This window comes from Dyella sp. S184 (genome assembly GCF_009766065.1).
Taxonomy (GTDB): domain Bacteria; phylum Pseudomonadota; class Gammaproteobacteria; order Xanthomonadales; family Rhodanobacteraceae; genus Rhodanobacter.
Genome location: NZ_LMUE01000002.1, coordinates 418,667 through 443,175 on the forward strand (window position 1 = coordinate 418,667; position 24,509 = coordinate 443,175).

Genomic DNA, 24,509 nt, shown 5'->3' on the forward strand with positions numbered 1-24,509 from the left:
AGCGCATTGCGCTCATGCACGGCTCAACCTTTGACCGGCAACAACCCGCGCTCGCTCGCCATCCGGTACAGATCCAGTTCCGAACCCGCACCCAGCTTGCCCATCAGGCTGGCGCGATGGATATAGACGGTCTTCTGACCAATCCCCAGCTCGGCCGCCACCTGCTTGGGGGCGCGACCACCGGCCAGCAGCAGGAACACCTCGCGTTCGCGCGTGGTCAGCCGATTGATCGGATCCAGCGCTGCGTTCGGCCGTTCGGCCCGGCGCTGGCGCAAGTCCGAGCTGAGAAAGCACTCCCCATGCATCACCGCGCGCAGGCCAGCTACCAGCTCTTCCGGCGCCACGCCCTTGGTGACGTAACCACTGGCACCACGGCGGAGTGCCTCTGATACATACGGCTCGCCGTCATGCATGCTCAACACCACGATGCGCGTCTCTGCCGACACGCTGAGCAGATGTTCGATCAATGGCAATCCACTGCCATCAGGCAGGGACAGATCCAGTGCCACCAGGTCGGGGTGCCACTGACCAACAGCCTCCACCGCATCATCGGCGTTGCGGCATTCAGCCACCACATCGAGATCAGGCTCCATTTCGATCAGCCGCTTGAAACCTTCACGAACGATGGCGTGGTCATCGACCAGAACAATGCTGTACATGCCGCTACTGTACACAGGGATGCGAGACTTAGGCAGGCCGCGCCGCAGCATTCGTGCGAATCACGCATGTACCATCGGCGCATGCGCCTGAAACCACTCCGCTTGCCCGACTCCGGCCCATTGCTTGGCGCAGGCTACCTGTTGCTATGGCTGCTGCTGTGGCCGACCGTGCAACCTTACTGGATGCTGCCGTACGGCCTGCGCTTTGGCGCCCTGCTGCTCACCCCGGTGCGCTACTGGGGCTGGCTGCTCGGTGCGGAACTGGTCGCCACGGCCGGCATCAGCGTGGCCCATGGTCTGCCTCTGGGCTGGATCGGCTTCGCCTTCGATGAACTTCCCGAGCCGCTGGTAATGGCTGCCGGCCTGTGGCTGCTGCGGCGATTCAACCTCCACCCCAGTTTGCAGAGCCCGCAGGAAGTGACCCGGCTGATGCTTTCGGTGGTGCTGATCGTGACCGCTACCACCGCCGTGGACGCAGCCTTGCTGGCACTCATCCAGACACCCCACTCACCCGATCTTATGCTGGGTGTTCTCGGCGAGGATTTGCTCAGCCATTACCTGGGCATCCTGCTGATCGTGCCGCTGATGATCATGCTGCTGCGCAGCCGGATCGACCACCGAGCCATGGCCAGCCTGCTGATGGATGGGCTGCTGGTAATGCTGCCATCCATGGCGATCCTACTGGTGTTGTCCGAGCAGGCAGCGCCGCAACCGCAATTCGCCCGCGTGCTGTCGCTGGCACCTGTGTTGTTCTTCGCATTTCGCCATGGCTGGCGCGGCGCCAGCCTGGCGATGATCATCTCCAGCCTGGGCATGACCCTGGTCGACCAGCACCTGGGGCATGCCCCATCTTCCGCGGCCGCTTATCTGTTCCTGGCCGTCGCCGGTACCGGCGCACTCATGCTGGGCTCGGCCACCGATGCTCTGCGCCGCAGCAGCGAACGGGTAGCCGAACAGAACATCTATCTGGGTGCAGTCAATCGCCGGCTGGATCAGCTTGCCCATCAATTGCGCAGCGCCGCCCGCGGCAATCTGCAGGCGGACGAAAACCAGCGCCGGCACCTCGCCGCCGAACTGCACGACGAGCTGGGCCAGAACATCACCGCGATCCAGACCCATGTGAAGCTGGCCCAGACACGCCTGCATCAGGCCGGCATGGAAGACATCAGCGCCTCGATCAATACCATCCTGGCCCACATGCGGCGCGCCCTGCACCGTCTGTTGGACGACCTGCGCCCTGCCGTGCTGGACGAGTTCGGACTGTTGCGCGCGCTCGATGAAGGTCCGATACGGGATCTGCTGAATACCGCAGGAATGATCTATCACACCGAATTGCACGGCGATCCGCGCCTGCTCGATGACGACACTCGCACCGCGATCTACCGGCTGGCCCAGGAAAGCGCGACCAACGCCGTCAAGCACGCACAGGCCAGCGAATTCTGGTTACGCCTGCGGATCGGCGAGCGCCAGGGCATCGCACTCGCGCTGCTGGACCTGCGTGACAACGGTGCCGGCCTGCCCAGCCGATTGCCCCGCGGTGGCCGCGGTCTGCAAGGCATGCGCGACCGGGTCACCTCACTGGGCGGCCAGTTTCGCCTGCGCGCCGATCATGCCGGGGTCCATCTCCGTATCTTGTTGCGCAGCAACAATAATCCTGCGGAAATGGGGCGTCAGAACTAGGAATTTTTCCGATACCGGAAACGTAAAGACATCGTTATGATTAAGTCATCGATGTGGGGGAGCCACCATCGCAAGATGGTGGATTCAGAGTTGCCGTGGGGACGGCGGCTCTGGAACAACGGCAGGATGCCGTTTCGCCGCTACCTGGCGACAATGCTGGCCATCGCGAGTATCTCGTCGATAGCTAATTGCGATCAGGTAGCGGAGCAGCCGCAAGCGGACAGGAGTCCTCCTTGCGGCTTTTTTATGCGCGAAATTCGCCGTCCGGCTTGAGGGCGGCGGTCAACTTATCCGCAAACGACCCGCAGCTCAGGATTTACGGGCCCGCTGTTTCGGCCGCACATACAGCACCAGGCTGTGATCCTCGATCACATACCCATGCTTGGCGGCTATCTCGTGCTGCAGCCGCTCGATCTCCTCGCTGACGAACTCAATCACTTTCCCGCTGTCCACATCAATCATGTGGTCATGATGTTTGCCACGGTCGAGTTCGTAGACAGCCTGACCACCCTCGAAATTATGCTTGACGATGATACCGGCTGCCTCGAACTGAGTCAGCACGCGGTATACCGTCGCCAAGCCAATGTCTTCCTGGTGGGCGAGCAAGTTCTTGTAGACATCTTCGGCGGTGAGGTGCTGTACCCCTTCCTCGTCAAAGATCTGCAGGATGCGCATGCGCGGGTGAGTCACCTTCAGGCCAACCCTGCGCAGTTCTTTGGTTTCCTGTTCCATTGCCTACTCTCCGCACACGGCGTTGCCAAGCCGGTAGTGTATCATCCGACACCTTTACGATCCGGACGCAACACGCATGCAAAAGCTGATCAACCTGCTGGTTTTCGCCGTGCTGGCGCTTTCCATCGCCGGCTGCCACTTCGTCTATACACCCGACGTGCAGCAAGGCAACCTGCTCGACAAGAAAACGGTGGATCAGCTGAAGCCCGGCATGACCAAGCATCAGGTACTGGTGCTGATGGGTACGCCGTCGGTCAGCACACCGTTCGACCAGAGCCGCTGGGACTATGTTTCCACCCAGCAGCATCGTGGCGGGACGATCAAGGTGCGCACGTTCACGCTGACCTTCAACAACGATACGCTGGTGCGCACCGAGGGCGACTTCTTCGCGCAGGACGCCCAGCAGCTGGTGAAGGACAGCAAGAAGTACCACTCTGGCTACCCGGTCAACGAAACCGAGGGCGACAAGAGCAAGTCGCCGGATGACAACAAGAATGGCGGTGGCTTCAGCAACGGTGGTGACAGCAACGGTGGCAGCAGCAGCGGCGACAACAACGGTCATTGATCCAGCCACGCGCCAAGGCGGCTGATTGCCCTCAGCGTGCCCGCCGCCGGCGCGCTTCCATCGGATCGAGCAGCAGCGACCGGTAGATCTCGATCCGGTCGCCGTCATGCACCTGCTGATCCGGGGTGGCCTTCCGCGCGAAGATACCCAGACGGTGCGGATCCACTGCGCCGTCCGGGATCAGCTCGACGATGCCGGAAGCTTCGATCGCCTGCATGACCGTGCTGCCATCAGCCAGCTCCACCCGGCGCAGGGTCTGTCGCCCGGCGTCCGCATGGACCACTTCCACCGTGATCGAGCGCTCAGCCATATACGCGCTCGGCTTCACTGCAAAAATCGTCCACCATGCGTCCTGCCAATCCCTGGAAACCAAGCTTCAGGGCACTCCCACCCAGCCTGCCGGCATAATCGAAGTCCAGCGCAAAGGCGACCTTGCACCCTGCATCACCCAGGGCAATGAAATCCCACACGCCGTCGAGGCTGCGGAACGGACCATCGACGAGGCTCATCTGCAGGCGCGCGGGTCGCTCGACCGTGTTGCGGGTGGTAAAGCTCTGGTGGAACCCGGCGAACTTGAGATCCAGCCGCGCCACCAACGCATCACCCTGACGTTCGAGAATCTCGGCACCGGCACACCATGGGAAACGCTTTGGGTATGCTTCGACCTCATTGACCAAGTCGAACATCTGCGCTGGCGAATATTTCACCAGGGCGCTGCGGCGGATTTCGATCACAGTAACCTCTTCACATCACGCTTGATCCAGCCCTGCAAGAGGCGGGATCGGCATCAGGGCATCGAGGCCCGAGTTTAACGGACATGGCCAAGGCAAAGGACAAAGACAACAAGGGCGGCGGCACCATCGCGCTCAACAAACGCTCGCGTTTCGAATATCACATCGACCAGCGTTTCGAAGCCGGCGTTGCCCTGCAGGGCTGGGAGCTGAAGGCGCTGCGTGCCGGCCGCATCAACTTCGGCGACAGCTACGCGGTTGTCCTGAAGAACGAGATCTTCCTGGTCGGTGCCTCGATCCCGCCACTGATCAGCGCCTCCACCCACGTCATTGCCGAAGATCGACGCACCCGCAAGCTGCTGCTGCATCGAAAGGAAATCGACCAGCTGGTCGGCGCCGTCGAGCGCAAGGGTTACACCCTGGTACCCACCGCGATGTACTGGAAAGGCAACAAAGTCAAGGTCGAGATCGGCCTTGCACGCGGCAAGCAGGAGCACGACAAGCGCGACACCGAGAAGCAGCGCGACTGGCAGATCGAGAAGCAGCGCACCATGCGTTCACACAACCGCAGCGCCTGAGACTGCACAAGACACTGCGCAGCAAAAAGCCCCTGATTTTCATCAGGGGCTTTTTGCTTATTGGTGGAGGTGGCGTCTATTTAACTACCCGCCGGAAGCCCTGCGCTGCAACGGTTCAAGAAAAATTATCGAGTTCGTTACCGCCAAAGTTACCGTTTAGCCTCAGGTGCTGCCCAGCCGCAGAACCCCGTCTGTTGGAAGTCGTCCGTCCATTTGAACTGCCGCCGGGAAGCCCCGCGCGCGCGTACTGGTCACAAATTTCTATTCCAATCTACTTTAGGCAGCCAGCATGGCACTTCATCGCACTTTGTGACCCTTGGCGGGTGCCGTCGCCCATTCCTTAGGGACACAAGAAACGAGCTGGCATTGTTTCGGCCCCTGTTAGCGGAGAGCTGCCGTCCGGCAATCACGCGGGCGCGTAGCGGGCTGTGGCGGGCGTGCATTGCGGCTATGCGGTCGTTCTTGGCCGGGGCCGTGGTGACATACCGGCGTTGGCTAAAGCCTGCTGCGATCAATGTACGGTCTGTTCCGCGTCCACTGACCAACGCGCCAGCTGCGCGTGTACTTCCTGAATCTGCAGCGTGGCAGCCAGCTCGTCCGCTTCGGTGCGGCTGCGGAACCTGACGATTGGCTCGTCGGCATCGGTGTCGTACACCATGAAGCCGTCGGACGCGGGGCGAACTTCAAGCATGGTCGGCACTCTCGCGAGGGAATTGGTGCCCCGGTTCGTCGGTTCCACCTGGCTGCGTTCCATGTCGGCTTGCGCCTGACAAGCAGTCGGATCGGGCCAGACTTGCGGGGCATGGGAAGGATGCAACCCTCCAGTTGATCTGTCTGTCGGATATTGCCCATGGTGCGTGTCGGGCGAAGTCGGAAAGCCTAAGAAGGTGTCAAGCCCGATTTGACTCACTCAAGTCGCAAATCTCGTGCTAGAGTTCCCGGGTATTAGTAAAGTTTCGAGGACGAAATGGAAAATATACCCGAAGTAATTTCTGCTAAAGAGGCATCGGCTCGTTTGAGCGTTTCCGAGCAGCGTGTTCGGACTCTTCTGCGTTCCGGCGCCATCGAGGGCCGTCAGGTAGGCAAGCAATGGCTGACGACAGAGGCCGCGGTAGAAGCTTACCAAATGGGTGGTGCAACCAAGCCTCCAGAGGACAAATCCCGCACTCCTGGACCGCTTCCCAAGATCAGGGCGCTTTCGTTCTTTTCCGGAGCAATGGGTCTTGACCAAGGACTCGAAAAAGCTGGCATTCACCTGCTTCTTGCTTGTGAATTCGACAAGACCTGCAGGCGCACTATTACAGCCAACCGTCCTGATATTGCCCTTCTAGGGGACGTATGGAAGTACACGCCAGAGGAAATCCGCGCCGCCGCTGGACTCAGATCTAAGGACGAGATCGACGTGATCGTCGGGGGACCCCCATGTCAGGCCTTTTCAACGGCCGGCGCTAGGCGCGGATTCAAGGACGATCGCGGTAACGCTTTGCTGCGCTATGTCGAGTTGATTCTCGCCCTGCGACCACGATACGCCGTGATCGAGAATGTTCGTGGACTGATGTCAGCCCCTATGAGCCATACACCCCACGTCGAACGTAACGAGGGATGGATTCCAGATCGGGAGGAGCTCCCTGGTGGCGCGCTAATGCACGTCCTTGGAATGCTGCGCGCAGGAGGCTATGGCGTCTCCTTCAATCTCTACAATTCAGCGAACTTCGGCGTGCCGCAGTCGCGTGAGCGCGTTATCTTGCTTTGCTCCCGCGACGGGAAAAAGCTGCCGCATCTCATGCCAACGCACTCACAAGATGGCTCTTTCGATTTGCCAAAATGGAGGACGTTACGCGAGGCCTTAAAGGGCATCGACCCGAAAGCAGGTGACCACGAGGAATTTCCGGAGGCGAGGCTGCGGTTCTACCGTATGCTCAGCTCGGGCCAGTATTGGAAACATCTTCCCAAGGATCTGCACAGGGATGCTCTCGGCGGCTCGTTGGACTCTGGCGGCGGCAAGACCGGGTTCCTACGTCGACTTGACTGGGACAAGCCATCTTGCACGCTCGTGACATCACCGACGATGCCTGCGACGGACATCTGCCACCCGACCGAGCACCGCCCTCTATCTGTGCAGGAATACATGCGAATCCAGCAATTCCCCGATAATTGGATCATGTGCGGCTCCCTGACTGACAAGTACAAGCAAATCGGCAACGCTGTCCCGGTCGGACTCGGCGAAGCAGTCGGCCGTGCGATTCTCGCCAATATGGCTGGTTTGGACGAGCGCCCGCCTACTGGGTTCCCGTTCAGCCGCTACAAAGGCACCGATGACGTTTCTTGGGAGGCCAATATCCGAGCACGGATGGATCTGACAGAAGAGAAGGCCAAGCCACGGCGCCGCTCTCCCAAGGGATCGGCGGAGAGCCTTCAGGCTGACTTGTTCAAGGTAGCTTGACGGACGCTAGAAAGAAGCCTCGTCGCGCTTCCCGACGCTGAAAAGCTCCTCGAATCGTCGAATGTCTAGGAGGAACGACGACTTTGCGTTCGTATCGCCTGGATCGCGTCGATGGATATAGGTGTGCTCAGGAGCTCCCTTTTCAATGAGATCGGCGACTTCCCGGAAAGGTAGACGGAAAAACCCGCCTAGGTACTCCACTCGACTGTCTCGCCATTGTGTTTGCTTCCAGTCCAGCCAGAAATAAATGAATATTTCCGGATAGAGCGCCTTGTAGCGCTCATAGTCTTTGCGGTTGAAAGTGACAGCGAAACGTGGATCAAGCCGGTAGCGCCCTGCCGTGAAGAAAGGCGTATTTTGTGTCTTGAGGTCGGCGAGGCAGCCTTCCACGACAAGGTCGGGGGCAGTTTTGTCATATGTCTTATCAGGGTTGATTTTGGCCTCGATCTGTAACTTCGTTTGGCAAAGTTGAACAAAGGTCTCCTCCAACCTCTCGCCATGCAGATACCACCATCCCTTGTCTTCGGTGTGATGGGGAACCGCCTTATTTCTGTCTTCCATGACTTTTCCCTATGGACGCAATGCGTGCAAATAGTCGCGGACAAATTTTTTGAACGCTGCTTCTGAAAGGTGCTGACGCAACGCAGGGTCGGGGAAAGCTCCCCAGTTCGAACCCACACGCCTGGAAAAGGTGCGGTGCCATTTCTCGATTTCCGTGCCAAGTCGAATCGCGCTTGACGAGGAGTTTTCGGAGTTGTCCCGATTCTTCACCTGAAGCAGGCGCCATTCGTCCGCTGGTCTCTCGGGCGGCTTAACAAAGTCCGCGGCTCTAACCATCGCACCAGAACACCAAACCCACCCACGCGGCTCAAGAACTGAGGCTAGATATCGCTCAAGGAGATCCCCAATAAGATTTTCCGCGCCCATGGAAAGCAAGTGTTCGCGCTTAACGCGTTCAGCGTCTTCCGCCGCGATTCCAAAATAGGAAACGAGGATCACGGATACCATCTCGTCTGGCACTGTAGTTGGCGGCTGGGGAATTCTCGGGTCGCGTGCCTTGGCAAAGGCTGCAGCTTGTCGGCGCACATACTCGGTTGAGCCGATGGCAGGAGCAGATGAACCCCGCATAGCCGAGGCGGCTTCCGGATGTCCTGCGAGAAAGCGAATCACGCCCGCGTATGCGTCGACCAACACTGGATCGACTGCCCCCATTGCATCACGAGCAATTTGCTCTGCGTCGTTGACGAATGCCATCTGACTTCCCCTTGAATGCCACCACTGTAGCAAGCCGACGGGACGAAAGGAAAAGACACAATTTCATCCTGCGCATGTCAGCGAGCCTAAATCCATAGGCTAAGCCGCTTTAACCATAACGCTGCAGGCGCCCGAGTAGGCTTTGCAGATAGATGCCTTCCCGCTTCGGCCAGTTGGGCGTCGCGGGCTGCGTAGCGTTCAAAGGTGCGCCAGCGCATGCCTTTGGGCTTGTATGGCTCGCCGAACAGATCGCTGAAGGTGTCGCCCATCTTGCGGCGGATCGCCCAGTGGCACCGATACCAGCCAGGACGCCGCAGATCTCGCGGCCGCCAACGCACTGGCCACGCAGCTCGTGCTGGCCGGCGTGCTGCGCGATGACGGCGAGCCAATGTCCGGCTACTGGGATGTCGACAACGACAACACGGCAGCGTCGAACGTCGCTGACTAGATAGACCCGGACCAAAATTGCGACTGTCGCAATTTTGGTCGGCTCGATCGGTTCAGCGGACGGGCTCCTCGTCCGTCGCTACCCGCTCGGTGCGGGTTAGCTTCGCCGCGTGCGTGGCCGCGTGGATCTGCTGCAGCTTGTCGATCGAGACGTGAGTGTAGATCTCCGTCGTCGCCACGCTGGCGTGGCCCAGCAGCGCCTAGATGTAGCGGATGTCCGCCGATGAGATCGTCGCTCCCAACCGAGTGGACCGTCTGGTGCAAAATCGCCTATTTACCAAACAATCCACCCTTCCCCTGATCCTGACTGAAACATTGCTATTTCGACACTGGAACGATCTTCCGGCTTTAGAGATAAAGAAACTGAGGAAGAATTATCGAAATTAATCGATATATTCGAATCAATATCTTCTTTTATTAAAACAACCTTTGACCCTATTAAATTGCATATATGTTCCCGGTAACCAAATTTTTTCGAATCGAAAATTTCACCACCTACATTTATTGACGGATAGTCGTAAAAATTAAAATACGGGCCATCAAAATTTAGCTGCAGATAGTCTTTAATAAAGGTTACCGACACGAGCTTTTTTTGAAGGAGTTTAAATTTTAATAGTTCTTCGTTCGACATTTAATTCATCCTCCGGGAGGTATGTGCCAGAGTGGATCGGTTTTTGAGATGTTCGGGCTACCCGTATAAGGGTTTACCGTTTGTCCATTAGCGTTATTGTAAGAACCGTATCCATTGGGGTATTGATAATTACCCGAAGTTACAGGATCCATGAATCTGAAACCGGAAGTTTTGGGATCTAGCCCGTTCCCGCCACTGCCACCTTGAAATTGCATGCCTTTCCCGCTGTTGGCTGGATCTGGGCCCGAAGCACCTCTGGGAACGGGGTATACCGTCCCATCTGGCGTAACAACAAAATCAGGTGCTTTACCGGGGGCGTAACACTCTCCGCCTTGCATTGCATATTTACGAGCAAGCACCTCTTGACTTACATCCATATTCGGGCCTTCCAGAGGCGCGAAAGTGTCTCGAAGTGCATCTCGTTCAGGGACACTTATTTCTGCCGGATCGACTTCTTGCATCCCATATGGATCGACATGACTTAGCGGATCATCACCGACATAGGCATAGGTCGATATACCGCCAGCCAACCCGATTGGATCACTCTGCAAATACCGCCCCAGCCCCGGCTCATAGTTCCGGAAGCCGTTGTACACCGTCTCTGTCTCGGCGTCGTAGTACTGGCCGGGATAGCGCAGGTTAAGCACGTAACCTGTCGATGACGTCGGCTGCTGCTCTCCGAACGGATTGCCCTGATAACCCCATCCCCAAAGGACCGTACCGGCGCCGTTGGTCACCGCCCGCGGGGTGCCCAGTTGATCAGCGATCACGTAGTTGACCGTGCTGGTGGTGACGCTGCCATTGACGGTGTTATCCACCAAGGCGATCGGCAGGTCGTCCAGCCACACGTATATCCGTTTGGGGCCAACACCGTACGTACCGAGAAGGTGCCCCGCCTCGTCATAGTCAAACCGCTCGGTGGTGGCGGCCGCGCTGTCCACCCGCTGCCCAAGCGCGTTGTAAATATAGGTGCCCACCGTCACCCCGTTCGCCTGCGCCAGGGTCGGCCGCTGGCGTGCGTTATAGGCAAACCCATAGGTCTGGCCACCGACCACGCTGCCGGTCGTGTTGCCGTTCGCGTCATAGGCACGTGTGGCGTTGCCGATGCTGCTCAGCTGATGCGTGCCGGCGGTGTAGCTGTACGTGCCCACATCCACATCCGGACCGGTCGCCGTCTTGCTCAACCGATCCCCCACCCGGTTGTAGGTGTAGCTCTCCAGCACCGTGCCGCTTTCCGTCACGCTGGTCAGCCGATACAGCGGATCGTATTGATAGGTCTCTGCCGCGGGGTTAGCACCGGGCGCCGCGCCTCGGGCGCTGATGTCGCCCATCACATCGCGGGCAAAATGCAGGTTGAACGCCGTCGGGGTGGTCAGGTCGGTGAGCCGGTAGTTGGCGTCGTATGTCCGGGTCACGGCCTGACCGTTGCCCAGCGTGTAGCTGGCCACCGGCCCGAACGGCATCCATACGACGTTGCTGACCACGGTGGGTGGCGACGACGTACTCCCGCTCGGTGTGACCTGCACGCCACTGATACGCCCGTTGCTGTTGAAGGTGTAGCTGATCGCCGTCTGGTCAGGCGTCGTTTCGCTGTTCAGTCGATCGGCGGCCGTATAGCCGTAGTGGATGACATCCGTAAAGCCCGCCACCCCCTGCGTCTTCTGGATGACGTTGCCGCGCGCGTCGTAGCAGTACGTCGTGGTTACGCTGCTTTCGAGCATCCGCGTGCGCCGGCCGATCGGGCTCGAGGCGCTACAGCCGGTCACGGCATTGCTCTCGTCGTAGGTGTAGGTGACGTTGTTGACGGTGCTGGGGTAGCTGGTGCCTGTCAGCCGGTCGAGGGCATCGTAGGTCGATGTTCCGACCGTTCCCTTCGCATCGGTATGGGTCACGGTATTGCCGGCCGCGTCGAAGGTGGAGCTGCTGGTGCCGGTATCGGGGCTTTGTAGCGTGGTGACATTGCCCAAGCCGTCGTACGTGTAGACGGTATTGTAGGTGCGCGGATCGGTCACCTGGGTCAGGTGATCCTGGGCATCCCGGATCACGGACGTCGTGGTGTTGTTGGTCGCCGTATCGGTGCCGTTGTAGTTGGCGACTGTGCTGTAAAGGCGATTCAGCGCATCGAAGTTTTGCTGGCGCTGGAAGGTCAAACCGTCGGCGCTGTGGGTCAGGTTGCCGTTGCCGTCGTAGCTGTCGCCGAAGGTCGCACTGAAGACCGTTTTGCCCAAGCCGTCGATCACCGCCGTCAGCTGACCCAGCGGGTTGAAGTTGCTGGTCTTGCTTTGCACCGTGGTACCGGAAGCGGTGATGACCTGTTCACCGGTTTTCTGTCCCGCGGCATTCAATGTGTAGTGAAGATCGTTGCTCTGCGCATCGTAGATATCGGTCAGACGATGGGCACCGTCGTAGACAAAGGTCGTGGTGACGTTGTCGGGATCGGTAAGGGTCTTCACTTCGCCGTAGGGCCAGTACGTCAGGCTCGTGGTACTGCCACCGACACTACGCGAAGCCAGCCAGCCCCGCGGGGTATACGTCATGTCGGTATTGACGCCGTTGGCGTCGGTGATCCGTGTCACCCGACCGTCGCCGTCGTAGGAGGCATAGGTGGTGACGTGACCCAGGGCGTCGGTGACTTGATACAGGTCGCCCGGCTGATGGCAAGCACCTCCCGGCGTACCGCAATTGGTCGCGCTGCTGCTGGTGTAGTAGCTGTACGTGGTGGTCTGGGTGAGATCGGTACGCGGCCCTGTCGTCGTGAGCCGCAAGCCCACCTGCGGACAGCCCGTGCCGACAGTGTCGCAATAGGTGTAGGTCCAACGGCGCACGCCGGCCGGGGGCGTGCCGCTGGCGCTGCATGTGTATGACGCAGCCGCAGACACACTCATGTCGATGGTGCACTGGGCCAGCGCCTGGCCGCGGGCGTTGTAGATCCAGTCGGTCTTGGTGACGATGTTGTAGCTGTAATCGAGCCAACGTCGCTCGGTGGGCACATGGAAGGTGTCGTTCCAGTCGGTCTGGATCGGTCGCGGCGTGGTGCTGGTGGAGGCCTCGACGCTGCCGGCTTCCATCCCGTCGCCGTCGTGCTGGTAGGTGGTGACGTTGCCGTTGTAATCCGTGGTCTGGTTGACTAGGCCATTGAAGTCATAGGCCCAGGCACTGATGGGCGCGCAGGCCTCGCAGGTGCCGTTGACGCTCGTGATGTCGGGAACGCCCATGATCGTGGTGAAGGCATGGTGGCGTGATGTGCCCAAGGGATCGAGTACATCGGCCGAGCCGTCGCTGTTGTAGGTCATCGTGTACGAGCCCACGCCTCCCGCCAGCTGGTTGTTGATGGCTTGGCCCGCGGCGTTGTAGCTGTAGCTCATGTAGCGGACGTTGCTTTCGTCGATGATGCCGGTGAGCAAGCCTGGTGTCGTCGCGCCGCCGCTGTAGCCCGATTCGTTGTAGAGGTAGGTCAGGACGCTCGTGTCGGGATAAGTCACCGTCGCCAAATCACCGGCGCCGTTATAGCCGTAGCTGTAACTCCCGCCATCGGGCGCGGTGACGTGGTTGATCAGGCCGCTGCTGGTGTAGGTCAGCTGGATCGTCCGCTGCGAGGCATCGGTGATCGTGATCAGGTAACCCACACCCGGCGCGATCGTGATCGGCGTGGTCGCCGTGCTGTAGGTCAGCGTCGTGGTGAAGCCGTCCTGGTACTGGATGCTGAGCAGGTGGCCGGTGGCGTCGTACTGCTCGGTGCTACGCGTATCGACACGCAGCAGTGTCCAGCCGGTAGGGTTGCCGTTGGTGTCGGTCTGTTCGGAGAGGGCGTCGAAGACATCGGGCTCGCCAGCCCATGCGCCGCTGGAGAGCGCGTAGGTGCTGACCCGACCGTCCTCACGGGTGACCGTGGCGGTGCCGGTGCCTGTTGTGCCTGGGGTGTACGTGATGCGATTGGAATACGAGTGGCGCCAGTGCTGCCCAAAGGTATCCACCCCGGCATTGGGGTCGCTGTTGTAGTAACGATCAAAGGTCAGCCAGTGACCGGCGTGGAAATCTTCTTCGCGGCGGAAGACGTTGCCCGTACCGACATCGATCGGGTCGGCGGCGCAATTGCACTTGTTCGGATTGCCGAGGGCTTTGGCGGGGCTGGGTGTGCGCGGTGGAGGGCAAAACCAGCTGCCACCGTAGTCAGCGGATGCCCCACCATTTTCCGGATTATAAATGGTGATTACCCACTCACCTGTGATGAGTGTGTGTGCCGAGTTAACCCACCCGACCTTGGTAACGTGACATGGAGCCGTGATAAAAAGCGAGGGATATTCCGCTGCATAATCTGGCGTTATCGTGTCTTGACAATAGACCTGATCTTGAGCGTAATCGGGCTGCTCGCTTGCAGGGCACCACCCACTGTTAGCCATCACCGAGGTGGCATGCATGGCAGCACACAGGAACAGACCGAACAGCAGTCCAACACGCGTCCTTGGTCGTGACATACGTCCTCTTCCCTACGGTGACTTGGTTGACGTTGCTTCAGTTCACGCGAACGGTGAACACCCCTGTGCTCTTTATAGCAAATTCGCGCAAAGACTGATTGGCCCTCTGTCCAAGTGATGATCCGCACCAAACAAAAAGGCCCCCTTTCGGGGGCCAGTGAACCGGGCAAGGGGGATTGCTATGGCTCGGGGGTACTCGGTGCATCGGCGAGGAACCAGACTCCACGAGCAAGATCAATGTGCAGCGATGGCGGCAGGACGACTATCGGGAGATGGCGTGCGACTGTGTAGGCGAACGCCGATGGGACGTCTGCGGACGATGTTTAACGCTGGAGTTAAGCGGCGCCGGAGGCGTCCGCCTTGAACGAATGGTTAGGCATTTGAAGGCAGAAGCGCCGAATTTCATGCCCGACAAACTTGCCTGACTTTAGCTGATGCCTACTGATCTCGATGAAGCCATTGTGTTCTAGGACGCGAGCAGATGCTTCGTTTGACGACAGGCAAGCGCTGAAGATTTTGCGGGGTGAAAGTGTTTCAGTCGCGTACCGAATAGCAAGCGATGCGGCTTGAGTTGCAATACCGCGTCGCTGAAAGGGGCTGGCGATCCAGTAGTCAAGCTCGGCGCTCTTAGCCTCATGATTGATGGCATTCAGAGAAATGATCCCGCAAAAAGATTCCTTAGATACGACAGCGAAGACATGGCTCTGACCCGCAGCAATGCGCTCCGAAACTGCCGAAAACCATTGCACAGCACCGTTCTGTGGGTATGGCGACGGAAGATTGCTCATGGCCCCGATTTTTGGGTCGGAAGCGTAGAGCTGTACATCTGGAAGATGGATTTCTGATATTGCCGTGATCGAGATCATGGGCCTAACGCTGGAGTTAAGCGGCGGCGAAGCCGTCCGCCTTGAACGAATTGTTAGGCCGCATACCGCACCACGGCATGACCAAACCCGCCTTTTGCATCATAGCCTGCCCAGATGGTGCCCCACGAATATGTGCCAGGTGCGAAGCCGGTGCTAGCGAGCCAGCCACCGATTTGTTTTGCGCGGAGCAGCTCTTCCTCTTCGGACCAAGCATTCCAGTTTGTTCCGTATTTAGGGTGAGTATCCGAGAGCGAAACTTGCTCCAGCGCTCCTGAGTTGAAGCCGAGTGATATACCAATGACAAGGTCAGTTTCAGTGAAGGTCGGCAAGCGATACCACACTCAGCCAGTGTGCATGTCGGTGCGCTTGAGCTGCTCGTGCTGAAAGGAGGACAGCAAAACGACCTCCGTAAGCGAGCGCGATATGCGAAGGCCTACGGGGTGAAGAAGCTCAAATTCTTGAACGTTTGTCATTGCGGCCTAACGCTGGAATTGAGCGGCGGCGTAGCCGTCCGCCTCGAATGAATTGTTAGCCATGTGGCTGCCAGATACCACTGGCGTAAGAATAAAGTTGCGTTGTAAGAGGATGGTCGCTAGTGCTGCCCACCCTTGCGCATAGTTGATGTAGCTCTTGAATGCCTTGTGTGTTTGCAGCATCTGTGAACGCTAGGATGTCTCTGGCTGGAAGCGCTGCTACAAAACCATTCGGCGCCAAATGAGCACACGACTGCACCCAAAAACCATCAAAAAGAATAAGGCTTGCTTCGAAGTTGCCACCCATAAGGACTGCATAAATGTTGCCGTATGGTTGAACCTTGACCTGTATTTGAGCCATGGCTGCAAGGTTGTAGATGGCTTTCGAGTGAAGCTCCTCCGCAGTGACGCCAGATGCTGATAGATGGCGATGCTGGATGTAAGTGAAACTATTGCCAGCGTCTACGACATAGGCAGCTGCCAGCGAAGGTGCGACCTTTTTTAGGACAGGACTATTAGCAAGATCCAAGGTCACGGTCGGCGGCTCATCAGTCGGCAGCGTGGCCTTAACGTAGGCAATTGCTCTGAAGCAGAAGTCACGATCGGGAATGTTCATGCTCTTGATGGCTAACGCTGGAGTTAAGCGGCGCCGGAGGCGTCCGCCTTGAACGAGATGTTAGACCGTACGGGCAGCAATGCGAAGGCTAGAGCTTTTGACCAAGTGTTAGGGCAGCAACGTCCCAATTGAACACCGTGCCGGTAGAACGTGACACGGCAAACCAGCCTACGAGGCTGCTACCAACCCAATTCGGACTGGCGCCAGGCGGTGCAGGATAGTTTGAGCGCAGCGCAAAGACGAAGTAACGGCCTTTGCCTTCGTCCGTTTCGAGTTCACAGCGATACTCGTTTATGCCGTGACGTGGCGATTGCCTTTGAGCGACCGCAGCCTTAAGACGGCTGCAAGCGGACGCACTCGAAATTGCCGACGCAGAAGCCAGAGCCGGCACGCAGGGAACCAACGCTAAGAATGCCAAGAAAGTCTGGGTGATTGCTCGCATTGCTTAAGGTCTAACGCTGGAGTTAAGCGGCGGCGTAGCCGTCCGCCTTGAACGAAATGTTAGGCACCAAACTCACGCAGCACCTCAATCTTGCCAACGATGTTGTCATTGAGAGCCTCAAGCTCGCCGGCTGGAACCCACCACTCTGTATGAAGAGCCCCGCCGACCTTTTGAATGGGGTAGTTGGACATAAATGATGAGCGGACCGAGAAACGTGTGACCGCACCGTACCCACTGTCTTTGACGTTCCATTTCTCCGCAATCTCAGCAGCGTACTGCTCGTTAGTGACTGGATAGAAAATAGGTTGCCCGGGAAGCCTGGGTGGCCAGCGAGTGAAGCCGGAAGCTCGCAGAAGTTCGAGCTCCTCCGGCCCAACAGGGCGATACAAAATGGTGGTTTCGTCCGAATCTGTCATTTGGTGCCTAACTACCTAATAGACCGACCTGAGTCGGGTTATACATCTTGAGTTGCGCGAGCCACATACGCCCCATCCCACTGATATTATTCATTTTTCACAACCTGAGTCGGGTTATACATCCATCGCAAACCCCGATTCAGATCGTCACACATTGCGCTCTACGATGTCACCTTTTCCCCACCACTGGAGTGACCCTTATGGGGTGAACAAGCCCCCGTAACAGCCGCGCCGCGGCTCATGGATCAGGTCTCCGTCGTTTGCCGGCGACGGCATTTGAGCCGACGCACGGAGGAGGCGTATCGCTATTGGATCCGGCAGTACATCTTCTTCCACGATAAGCGCCATCCGCGGGACGTCGGTCCCGCTGGCATCACGCCTTTCATCAACGACCTTGCCGCCAGGCGACACGTTGCAGCCTCAACCCAGTCTCAGGCCTTCAATGCGGTGCTATTCCTCTACCGTGACGTGCTTGAAGTCGAGGTCGAGCACATGGAAGGACTTCGGCGTGTCCAACGCTTGTCCCGACTCCCGGTGGTTTTCACTGTCGAGGAGGTTCGACAGGTTTTGGGTGGCCTTAGCGGGCTTTCCAAACTCATTGCCGAGTTGCTCTATGGCACCGGATTGCGCATCACCGAATGTCTGACCTTGCGGGTCAAGGACATCGACTTTGGCGCAGGCACGATTCACATCCGATCCGGGAAAGGCGGCAAGGACCGCACCACCGTCCTGCCTGACCGCCTGCGCAAGGCTTTGCAAGAGCAACTCATCTGGGTCGCTCGCATCCACAAGCGCGATCTGACAGTGGGTGCGGGGCACGCGCCTTTGCCGGGTGGTCTTGATCGGAAATATCCCAACGCCAGCCGCCTGCTCGGCTGGCAGTTCGTGTTCCCTTCACGCATCACAAGGAGATGCCCGGGCTCAGGACGCGCGCTACGCTGGCATGTGTCGGAGTCAACGTTGCAAAAGCAGTTCAAGGATGCGCTGGCACACGCAGGCATCCACAAGCACGCTTCGGTCCATACGCTCAGGCACTCGTTCGCCACGCATCTGCTTGCGAGCGGGACCGACATCCGCACCATCCAGTTGCTTCTTGGCCATAGCAATCTAAAGACCACGATGATCTACACCCATGTCCATCAGGCTATCCGGCACACCGTAAGCCCGTTGGATCGCCTCTGTTGAGCAGGTACAGGCGTCGTTCGAGTCAAGCGGCGCCACTTCCCGGCACCCGAGCATGGCCGCCGCCACGACTAGCCGGCGTTGTCTGCGGGACCCAGCAGCCCACCCTTCCGCATCTGCTGGACAACAGCTTCCGCGACGAGTCGGACCGTGTTGGCGTCGGCCTCCGGCTGACAAAGTCCAAGTGACTGGATGATTTCACCCTGGCGGCGCGGATCGACCGAGCCGTAGCTCGTGAAGGTGGTCAGCACGCCCTCATGGCCCAGATTCTGGCTCCATGCCTTGAACGCCTCAGGTGTCTGGCACAAGGTCTCACCCAGGCGCACCAACGTGTTCCGGAAACTGTGCGGATTGAAGTACGACAGCCCCGCCGCCGTGAAGGCCGACTTGAAGATGCTGCGGATCGGCCCGGCGTCGCTCCACGGCTTCCGCTCCAAGCCGACCGCCTGGAAATGGCGCGTTTCTCCAAGGCCCATCTTGGTCGCGGGGAAGAGCGGATCGTCGTTCCCCCACAGCAAGACATCCTGCAAGTAAGCGATCCAATCGAGCACAATCTGGCGGATGTCGTCGCCCACGGGAAAGAACGTTGTCGTGAAACTCTTGCGGAATTTGGTTTCGACCTCGCGCGCGTCCTGGAACACCGTCCCGGCGGCCAGGTCAACATGCTTGAGCTTCATCGACGCGATGGCGCTGTCGCGCGCCCCGGTCAACAGGGTGAAGGCGAGGAGCGCGCGGTTGCGTTGGTCTATGGTGGATGCGGTCGGCATGGTGCTCAGGACGCGCCGGATCTGCTCGATGGTCGGCACCGGGCGTTGGCGGCGGGCGGCGGCTATGCGCGAATCATTGTCGGAAAGATTGAAGTATTCGGCGTCCGAATACCGGAACCTTGACTTGCATCCCGGCTTGTCCGAGAGCCACTGGAAAAAGCGTTTCAGGTGCGCGAGGGTTGAACGCTGCGTGGCCTTGCTCAACTTGCCTGCAGTCGAGCGGCTGTCCTGGTCGGCCAGATGCCGCTTAAAGGCGATGGCTTGCTCGTAATGAAACGCATGAAAGTCCCGCCGCTTCGTCTGGCCCTCGAAGCGGGCCAGAGCCGATGCGACAGCATCAACGGTGTCCTCGTTATGGCCTTGGGACTCTTTCAGAAAGGCGAAGTAGATACGCTTGATTCTTTCGTTTGCGGGGTTGTGCGTTGTCATGGTGCGAGGCTCCTATTTGAAAGCACAGTTCACGGAGGGTGGATGGCTCTCGCCTATGCGTTCTTGTGCTTCCGGCAGCGAAACAGCCACATCGCCCAAAACCGCCCCCAAATTGGCCAAGCTGACCCGGCGATTCATCCACGCCGAGCACGTTGAACAGATGCCGACGAGATTCCCTGTCGTCGCATTCATCGGCTCGTACACGGCGCGATTGCCGGCCGGCTTCTGCGGAGTGCGGCACCGGCAGCAATAAAGTTCGCCGGCCCCGCACGGCCGCGCGTTCCGCTGCCGGCGCGCGCGGAGAAAGCCGCCCAGGTCGCGACCGGCAATCAGGATCGGACGGCTGCCGTCGATCGTAGGGAGTCCGGCTCGAATCCATGCCCGGACCGTGTTGCGATGGGTGCCATACAACCGGGCGACCTCTTCCACGGAGTACGACCGGTGAATCTTGGCGAGCCGAGGGTTCGGTTTGCGGGTGCTCACGGCTAGGGTGCCGCCTGCTCGATCAGCGCCCGGATATCTTCAACGCGCCAAGCGGTAATGCGCTCGCCCAGCTTCACGGGCTGCGGGTAGCGACCCGCTTTGACGCCTGCCCACCATGTCGATTTACAGACGGGGAAGATGGCCGGGATAGCTGGCGCGGATTCAGTGGCGGGTTTGCCGACTATCTGCGAGAGACGCAGGTAGCCGGTTTCGGGGAGTGCGTGCATTGCGGTCTTTCCCTGTGCAGTAGTGGACAGGGGCAATGCTGGGTGCTTTTTTCGCGGGCGAACATTGGCGGGTTTGGCCGCCTAGGGGTTGTTTTCTTCCATTGAGCAAAGCCCTCAAGGAAGCGCGTCTTTGTTCAAAGGCGCCAGCTTAGCCACAGTAGAGGCATCTATCGAAGACCCGTAAAGGCAACGAGTTAGCGCTGCCACCTGCTCACGCATTGGTAGCTCGAAACAATTGTGAAACGCTATGGTCATGCTGCGAACGAAATGGAGTCGGAGAGGATTGCTACTACGCTCATCCACTACGGGCGAGCTATTTGACCATTGCTCTGCACCTCGCTCCAGATAACTCAACACGTAGTCAACGATCTTTTCGGGCACAACAATTGATCGAACGAGACGGCAGGTATTTTCTTCCTTCGTAGGCGTGCCAACTAACTGAGTAGCCGCAAGCGGCATGCGGATCAATTCCCTATATATTTCCGTTGGAAGCGGCGCGGGACCATCATGAAACCAAGACGAGGCAGACAGCTCACGCAGCGATGCCAGCTCTTGCGCCAGCTCTCTAGCCAGACTAGCTAACCTCGTTCCATGGCGTTTCCGCACGGCGTGAGGTATCAATGCGCCCCCTCCAGCCGGCCCGTCAAAAGAGTCTTGGATCAGATCGAAGATGAACCTTACCGCGCATTCGTCGTAGCGCCGGTCCAACGTACTCCAAACACGACCGCACTCGCGATCAAGTATCACTTTCTCAGTAGCTGGACGAGGGTGTATGAATTCGGGGGCGTCTGAGCAGGGGTCCCAAATTGCGTTCGTTTCTCGATGGTCTAACCAAAGATTCCATATCCGCTCGGGGACCGTTTCCGGTTTCATTACTGCGCACGCCCCTGCACCCTTCAATAGGTGCCGCGCCAGCCGGGGAAGGTGCCCGGTTTTTGGATGACCGCCCTAGGCGCGGCGTTCAACGGTTGTGGATCAGCTTACCTTGCGTGTCATCGGCAAGACGTTGCCGCCCACCTTCAACGTGTCCAGATAGTCGGCCCATGCCGCCATCATCTTGCGACGTGCGGGCAAATGCGCGGTGCGGTTGTACGCGCGGCCGTTTGGGTCTTTGACCGCGTGCGCCAACTGGTGCTCGATATAGTCCGGTCGGAAGTGCAACACTTCATCCAGCACTGTGCGCGCCATCGCCCGGAAACCGTGCCCGCTCATTTCGTCGGTGGCGTAGCCCATGCGACGCAGCGCGGACAAGACCGCGTTGTTGCTCATGGGCCGCTGCGGACTGCGCGCGCTGGGGAACACGTAGCGGCCTCGCCCGGTCAGCGGTTGCAGCTCGTGCAGGATCGCCACGGCTTGCGGCGCCAGCGGCACAAGATGCGCCTCGCGCATCTTCATTTTCTCGGCGGGGATGTTCCATTGCGCCCCGTCCAGATCAAACTCCGCCCACTCTGCCTGGCGCAGTTCGCCGGGACGCACGAACAACAGCGGCGCCAGCCGCAGCGCGCACTTCGTCACCAGCGAACCGTTGTAGGCATCCATCGCGCGCAGCAGGCCACCGATGGCAGTCGGTTCGATGATGGCGGCATGGTGCGTCTGCTTGACCGGCGGCAGCGCCCCGCGCAGGTCGGCGGCGGGGTTGCGATCGGCGCGGCCGGTGGCGATGGCATAGCGCATCACCTGCCCGCAGTTTTGCAGCACCCGATGCGCGGACTCGACCGCTCCACGGTCAACAATGCGGTTGACGGTAGCCAGCAGCTCCTTGGCGGTTATGTCGGCAATCGGTCGGCTGCCCAGCCACGGGAAAACATCATTCTCCAGACGCAGCATGATCCGGCTGGCGTGCAGCTCCACCCATGTTGCCGACTGCTTGGCGTGCCACTCGCGCGCCACCACTTCAAAGCTGTTCGCCGCGCGTTCGTCGCCGGCAGCCTTTGCGGCCTTGCGCTGCTCGCCCGGATCGACGCCAGCGGCCAGCAGCTTTCGGGCTGCGTCGCGTTTCTCGCGGGCATCTTTCAGGCCGGTATCCGGGTAGGTGCCCATGCTCAGGGTTTTGCGCTTACCGTCAAAGCGGTAATCAAAGCGCCACCATCGCGAGCCGTTCGGATTCAGCAGCAGATACATACCGCCGCCGTCGGTCATCTTGATTGGCTTATTTGCGGGCTTCGCATTGCGTATGGCGGTGTCGGTAAGCGACATGACGGTAGCACCCAGGCCAGAAGGGCCAGCTACCGACGAATCTACCGCCGCCAGACGGTAGATTGCAATGCACCTTATCGGACTGTATCGGCCACAAAAAAGGCCGGAACCTTTGCTTTTGCTAGGGTTACCGGCCTTCGTTGGACTGCTTTGGAGCTTTAATTGGTGGAGGTGGCGGGAGTCGAACCCGCGTCCGAAAGCGTTCAATGCCCGGATCTACATGCTTAGCTCAACGTTCGATCTCGTTCCGCGACAAGCACGATGGGCAAAGCGCACCGCGGAACCAGCCTGATTGATTTGACCTAGAACCGCCAGGCGGCAGCGTTCGGCGATCTCATGATAATGACCCTACACCGACGAGCATGAGCACAAGTGGGTTCGGGGCTTACGCCTTAAGCGGCGAGAGCGTAGTTGTCGTCGTTGGCAACTAGAAGTTTGCTGCTGGATTTACGAGGAAAGCTGCCCCCTCGGCATGCACCAAGTCATCTCACTACCCCCGTCGAAGCCAGGACACCCCCGGGGAAAACGATATGACTTGGTGAGTATATGGGGCTTATGGCCACGGCATCAATGACATTCGCTATAGCACGATAGCGCGGCCATCACCGTGGGCGAAGGAACACGCGCGCAAGGGTGGTCAATGTGAACTGCGCAAACATTGACCGCACAAAAGCCGAATGTTGTTCACGCGTGAATGCAACGTCTATACTTGGTGACTTATATCTCCCTGTACCCGCCGCACTCGTGGGAATGATCTCGATGACTCGACTGCAATTGCTTGGCTTGGCCGTGGCCACAGCCCTCTTCGCCACTGCCAGCGTTCACGCCGAAGGTGACAAGGCTGCCGGACGCAAATTGATCTATACGTGTGCCGGCTGCCATGGCGTACCTGGTTACACCAATGCCTACCCGCAGTATCCGGTGCCGAAGATTGCCGGCCAGAACGAGCAGTACATCATCAACGCGCTGCATGGCTACCAGAGTGGCGATCGCACACATCCGACCATGGGTGCGCAGGCGCAGAGTCTTTCCGACACGGACATTCAGAACATCGCCGCCTACCTTTCCAGCCTCGCCAAGTAGTTGCCAAGGACTTTCCGCATGAAACATGCGCTTACCCTGCTTTCATTCGGCGCCGTGCTGGCGTTCGCCTCCACCCAACTGCTGGCCACTGGCAATGCCGAGAATGGCAAGCAGAAGGCTGCCACCTGCTTCGCCTGCCATGGTGTCGACGGCAATGCGGTCGATCCGCAGTACCCGCGCCTGGCTGGCCAGTACAACGCCTACCTGCAGCAGGCGTTGCATGAGTACAAGGACGGTCAGCGCAACAACCCGATCATGAAAGGTATGGACGCCACTCTGTCCGACCAGGACATCGAGGATATTGCCGCATATTTCTCCGGTCTGCCGACCAAGCTCGATACCCTGCAAGGTCACATCAGCGGCGACAAGTAAGTTCATTTGTCTCGCCACTAAAAAACAAAGGCCCGCACTTGGCGGGCCTTTGTTTTTGGTTGATCCGTGACACCGACTCAGGCGATCGCGGACTTGCCTTCGGCCTTGTTGTAATAGGGTTTCTCGCCGGAGGCATGATCGGTCGCATCACGCACCGCGGTGATTTCCGGCACCCGCTCGCGCAAGGTCTTTTCCACGCCCTGCTTCAGCGTCACGTCGACCATGCCGCAACCGTGGCAGCCACCACCGAACTGCAGCAAGACCGAGCCGCTGGCATCGATCTCCAGCAGCGTGACCCTGCCCCCATGCGAAGCCAGGCGCGGATTGATCTCCGATTCCAGCACATAGCGCACGCGCTCGATCAGGCCGGCTTCCACACCCGGCACATCGCCCTTGATCCTGGGCGCGCGGATATTGAGTTGACCGCCGGTGGCGTTGGGTTCGTAATCGATGGTGGCATTGTCCAGCCAGCTGGCACTCTCGCCATCGATGTGGAACAGAAAACCGGCGCATTCAATCGTCCACTCGCCGCCGGCCAGATCGGCCGGCTCGCAGAACTCCAGCTCGCAGTTGGCCGCCGCCGTACCGGGGGAAGTCACCCGCAGACGGATGCTCAGGTCTTCACTACCCTGTTGTGAAAGAAGCCGCAGAAAGTGCTGCTGCGCGCGTTCGGAAATGTCGATCATGCCTGCTCCGGGTCACCAAACGAGTGCCGGCAAAGCTCGCCGGCGAAACAGCACCATTTTAGTCCTGTTTCAAGTT

General features: G+C 59.1%; 25 protein-coding genes and 1 other RNA gene. 7 read left to right on the forward strand and 19 right to left on the reverse strand.

Going from position 1 to position 24,509, the window contains the following annotated elements; all coding sequences use genetic code 11:
- Window positions 1-23: 23 nt before the first annotated feature.
- Entirely contained in the window at window positions 24-659 is a 636-nt protein-coding gene (locus GSQ75_RS01795; protein ID WP_158752821.1) for a response regulator transcription factor, read from the reverse strand.
- Between the two features lie 81 nt (window positions 660-740).
- Here GSQ75_RS01795 and GSQ75_RS01800 point away from each other — a divergent pair, with 81 nt between their 5' ends.
- Window positions 741-2,339 (forward strand): MASE1 domain-containing protein, encoded by a 1,599-nt coding sequence (locus tag GSQ75_RS01800; protein WP_158752822.1) that lies wholly within the window; start codon window positions 741-743, stop codon window positions 2,337-2,339.
- A gap of 309 nt (window positions 2,340-2,648) precedes the next feature.
- Here the strand turns inward: GSQ75_RS01800 and fur are convergent, their stop codons facing one another.
- Window positions 2,649-3,071, reverse strand: a complete 423-nt coding sequence (fur, locus tag GSQ75_RS01805) for a ferric iron uptake transcriptional regulator (protein ID WP_158752823.1) — start codon at window positions 3,069-3,071, stop codon at window positions 2,649-2,651.
- A gap of 76 nt (window positions 3,072-3,147) precedes the next feature.
- Here fur and bamE point away from each other — a divergent pair, with 76 nt between their 5' ends.
- The gene (gene bamE / locus GSQ75_RS01810; RefSeq protein ID WP_158752824.1) at window positions 3,148-3,636 is read left to right on the forward strand and encodes an outer membrane protein assembly factor BamE; all 489 of its coding nucleotides are present in this window, start codon (window positions 3,148-3,150) and stop codon (window positions 3,634-3,636) included.
- A 31-nt stretch (window positions 3,637-3,667) separates the two neighbouring features.
- Here the strand turns inward: bamE and GSQ75_RS01815 are convergent, their stop codons facing one another.
- Both GSQ75_RS01815 and GSQ75_RS01820 read right to left on the reverse strand, forming a co-directional pair.
- Window positions 3,668-3,946, reverse strand: coding sequence for an RnfH family protein (locus GSQ75_RS01815; protein ID WP_158752825.1), 279 nt, complete (start codon window positions 3,944-3,946; stop codon window positions 3,668-3,670).
- On the reverse strand, window positions 3,939-4,370 hold the full coding sequence (locus GSQ75_RS01820; RefSeq protein ID WP_158752826.1) for a type II toxin-antitoxin system RatA family toxin: 432 nt from the start codon (window positions 4,368-4,370) through the stop codon (window positions 3,939-3,941). Before GSQ75_RS01820 ends, GSQ75_RS01815 begins: the two co-directional genes overlap by 8 nt.
- 83 nt (window positions 4,371-4,453) lie before the next feature.
- Between GSQ75_RS01820 and smpB the strand changes: the two genes are divergently transcribed.
- Window positions 4,454-4,945 (forward strand): SsrA-binding protein SmpB, encoded by a 492-nt coding sequence (gene smpB / locus GSQ75_RS01825; protein ID WP_158752827.1) that lies wholly within the window; start codon window positions 4,454-4,456, stop codon window positions 4,943-4,945.
- A gap of 511 nt (window positions 4,946-5,456) precedes the next feature.
- Here the strand turns inward: smpB and GSQ75_RS01830 are convergent.
- The gene (locus GSQ75_RS01830; RefSeq protein ID WP_216840589.1) at window positions 5,457-5,699 is read right to left on the reverse strand and encodes a hypothetical protein; all 243 of its coding nucleotides are present in this window, start codon (window positions 5,697-5,699) and stop codon (window positions 5,457-5,459) included.
- Window positions 5,700-5,912: 213 nt separating this feature from the next.
- Between GSQ75_RS01830 and GSQ75_RS01835 the strand changes: the two genes are divergently transcribed.
- Window positions 5,913-7,388: a DNA cytosine methyltransferase gene (locus GSQ75_RS01835; RefSeq protein ID WP_158752829.1), complete on the forward strand. Its 1,476-nt coding sequence runs from the start codon at window positions 5,913-5,915 to the stop codon at window positions 7,386-7,388.
- A 6-nt stretch (window positions 7,389-7,394) separates the two neighbouring features.
- On the opposite strand, the gene GSQ75_RS01840 is transcribed toward GSQ75_RS01835, so the two are convergent.
- From GSQ75_RS01840 to GSQ75_RS01875, 8 genes are all read right to left on the reverse strand, one after another.
- A complete protein-coding gene (locus tag GSQ75_RS01840; protein ID WP_158752830.1) occupies window positions 7,395-7,949 on the reverse strand; it encodes a hypothetical protein in 555 nt (184 codons plus the stop codon).
- Between the two features lie 9 nt (window positions 7,950-7,958).
- Window positions 7,959-8,642, reverse strand: coding sequence for a SinI family restriction endonuclease (locus tag GSQ75_RS01845; protein ID WP_158752831.1), 684 nt, complete (start codon window positions 8,640-8,642; stop codon window positions 7,959-7,961).
- Window positions 8,643-9,363: 721 nt separating this feature from the next.
- Entirely contained in the window at window positions 9,364-9,720 is a 357-nt protein-coding gene (locus tag GSQ75_RS01850) for a hypothetical protein (RefSeq protein WP_158752832.1), read from the reverse strand.
- Between the two features lie 5 nt (window positions 9,721-9,725).
- Window positions 9,726-14,195, reverse strand: coding sequence for an RHS repeat-associated core domain-containing protein (locus GSQ75_RS01855; protein WP_158752833.1), 4,470 nt, complete (start codon window positions 14,193-14,195; stop codon window positions 9,726-9,728).
- Between the two features lie 335 nt (window positions 14,196-14,530).
- On the reverse strand, window positions 14,531-15,061 hold the full coding sequence (locus GSQ75_RS01860) for a GNAT family N-acetyltransferase (RefSeq protein WP_158752834.1): 531 nt from the start codon (window positions 15,059-15,061) through the stop codon (window positions 14,531-14,533).
- A 53-nt stretch (window positions 15,062-15,114) separates the two neighbouring features.
- Window positions 15,115-15,390 carry a hypothetical protein gene (locus tag GSQ75_RS01865; protein WP_158752835.1) on the reverse strand — a complete coding sequence of 92 codons (276 nt, stop codon included), beginning with the start codon at window positions 15,388-15,390 and terminating at the stop codon, window positions 15,115-15,117.
- 199 nt (window positions 15,391-15,589) lie between these two features.
- Window positions 15,590-16,150: a DUF1444 family protein gene (locus GSQ75_RS01870; protein WP_158752836.1), complete on the reverse strand. Its 561-nt coding sequence runs from the start codon at window positions 16,148-16,150 to the stop codon at window positions 15,590-15,592.
- A 501-nt stretch (window positions 16,151-16,651) separates the two neighbouring features.
- Window positions 16,652-17,008 (reverse strand): hypothetical protein, encoded by a 357-nt coding sequence (locus GSQ75_RS01875; RefSeq protein WP_158752837.1) that lies wholly within the window; start codon window positions 17,006-17,008, stop codon window positions 16,652-16,654.
- 240 nt (window positions 17,009-17,248) lie between these two features.
- On the opposite strand from GSQ75_RS01875, the gene GSQ75_RS01880 reads away from it, so the two are divergent.
- Window positions 17,249-18,193 carry an integron integrase gene (locus GSQ75_RS01880; protein ID WP_158752838.1) on the forward strand — a complete coding sequence of 315 codons (945 nt, stop codon included), beginning with the start codon at window positions 17,249-17,251 and terminating at the stop codon, window positions 18,191-18,193.
- Between the two features lie 68 nt (window positions 18,194-18,261).
- Here GSQ75_RS01880 and GSQ75_RS01885 read toward each other — a convergent pair whose 3' ends face one another.
- The 5 genes from GSQ75_RS01885 to ssrA all read right to left on the reverse strand — a co-directional run bounded on the left by GSQ75_RS01885 (window position 18,262) and on the right by ssrA (window position 22,810).
- The gene (locus tag GSQ75_RS01885) at window positions 18,262-19,386 is read right to left on the reverse strand and encodes a tyrosine-type recombinase/integrase (RefSeq protein ID WP_158752839.1); all 1,125 of its coding nucleotides are present in this window, start codon (window positions 19,384-19,386) and stop codon (window positions 18,262-18,264) included.
- Between the two features lie 12 nt (window positions 19,387-19,398).
- The gene (locus GSQ75_RS01890) at window positions 19,399-19,869 is read right to left on the reverse strand and encodes a helix-turn-helix domain-containing protein (RefSeq protein WP_158752840.1); all 471 of its coding nucleotides are present in this window, start codon (window positions 19,867-19,869) and stop codon (window positions 19,399-19,401) included.
- 2 nt (window positions 19,870-19,871) lie between these two features.
- Window positions 19,872-20,096 (reverse strand): AlpA family phage regulatory protein, encoded by a 225-nt coding sequence (locus tag GSQ75_RS01895; protein WP_158752841.1) that lies wholly within the window; start codon window positions 20,094-20,096, stop codon window positions 19,872-19,874.
- A gap of 975 nt (window positions 20,097-21,071) precedes the next feature.
- Entirely contained in the window at window positions 21,072-22,292 is a 1,221-nt protein-coding gene (locus GSQ75_RS01900; protein WP_158752842.1) for an integrase arm-type DNA-binding domain-containing protein, read from the reverse strand.
- Window positions 22,293-22,455: 163 nt separating this feature from the next.
- Window positions 22,456-22,810: a transfer-messenger RNA gene (ssrA, locus tag GSQ75_RS01905) on the reverse strand.
- A gap of 241 nt (window positions 22,811-23,051) precedes the next feature.
- Here ssrA and GSQ75_RS01910 point away from each other — a divergent pair.
- Window positions 23,052-23,375: a cytochrome c gene (locus GSQ75_RS01910; protein ID WP_158752843.1), complete on the forward strand. Its 324-nt coding sequence runs from the start codon at window positions 23,052-23,054 to the stop codon at window positions 23,373-23,375.
- An 18-nt stretch (window positions 23,376-23,393) separates the two neighbouring features.
- Entirely contained in the window at window positions 23,394-23,747 is a 354-nt protein-coding gene (locus GSQ75_RS01915; protein ID WP_158752844.1) for a cytochrome c, read from the forward strand.
- Window positions 23,748-23,824: 77 nt separating this feature from the next.
- Here the strand turns inward: GSQ75_RS01915 and GSQ75_RS01920 are convergent, their stop codons facing one another.
- Window positions 23,825-24,433: an NfuA family Fe-S biogenesis protein gene (locus tag GSQ75_RS01920; RefSeq protein WP_158752845.1), complete on the reverse strand. Its 609-nt coding sequence runs from the start codon at window positions 24,431-24,433 to the stop codon at window positions 23,825-23,827.
- Between the last annotated feature and the right edge of the window lie 76 nt (window positions 24,434-24,509).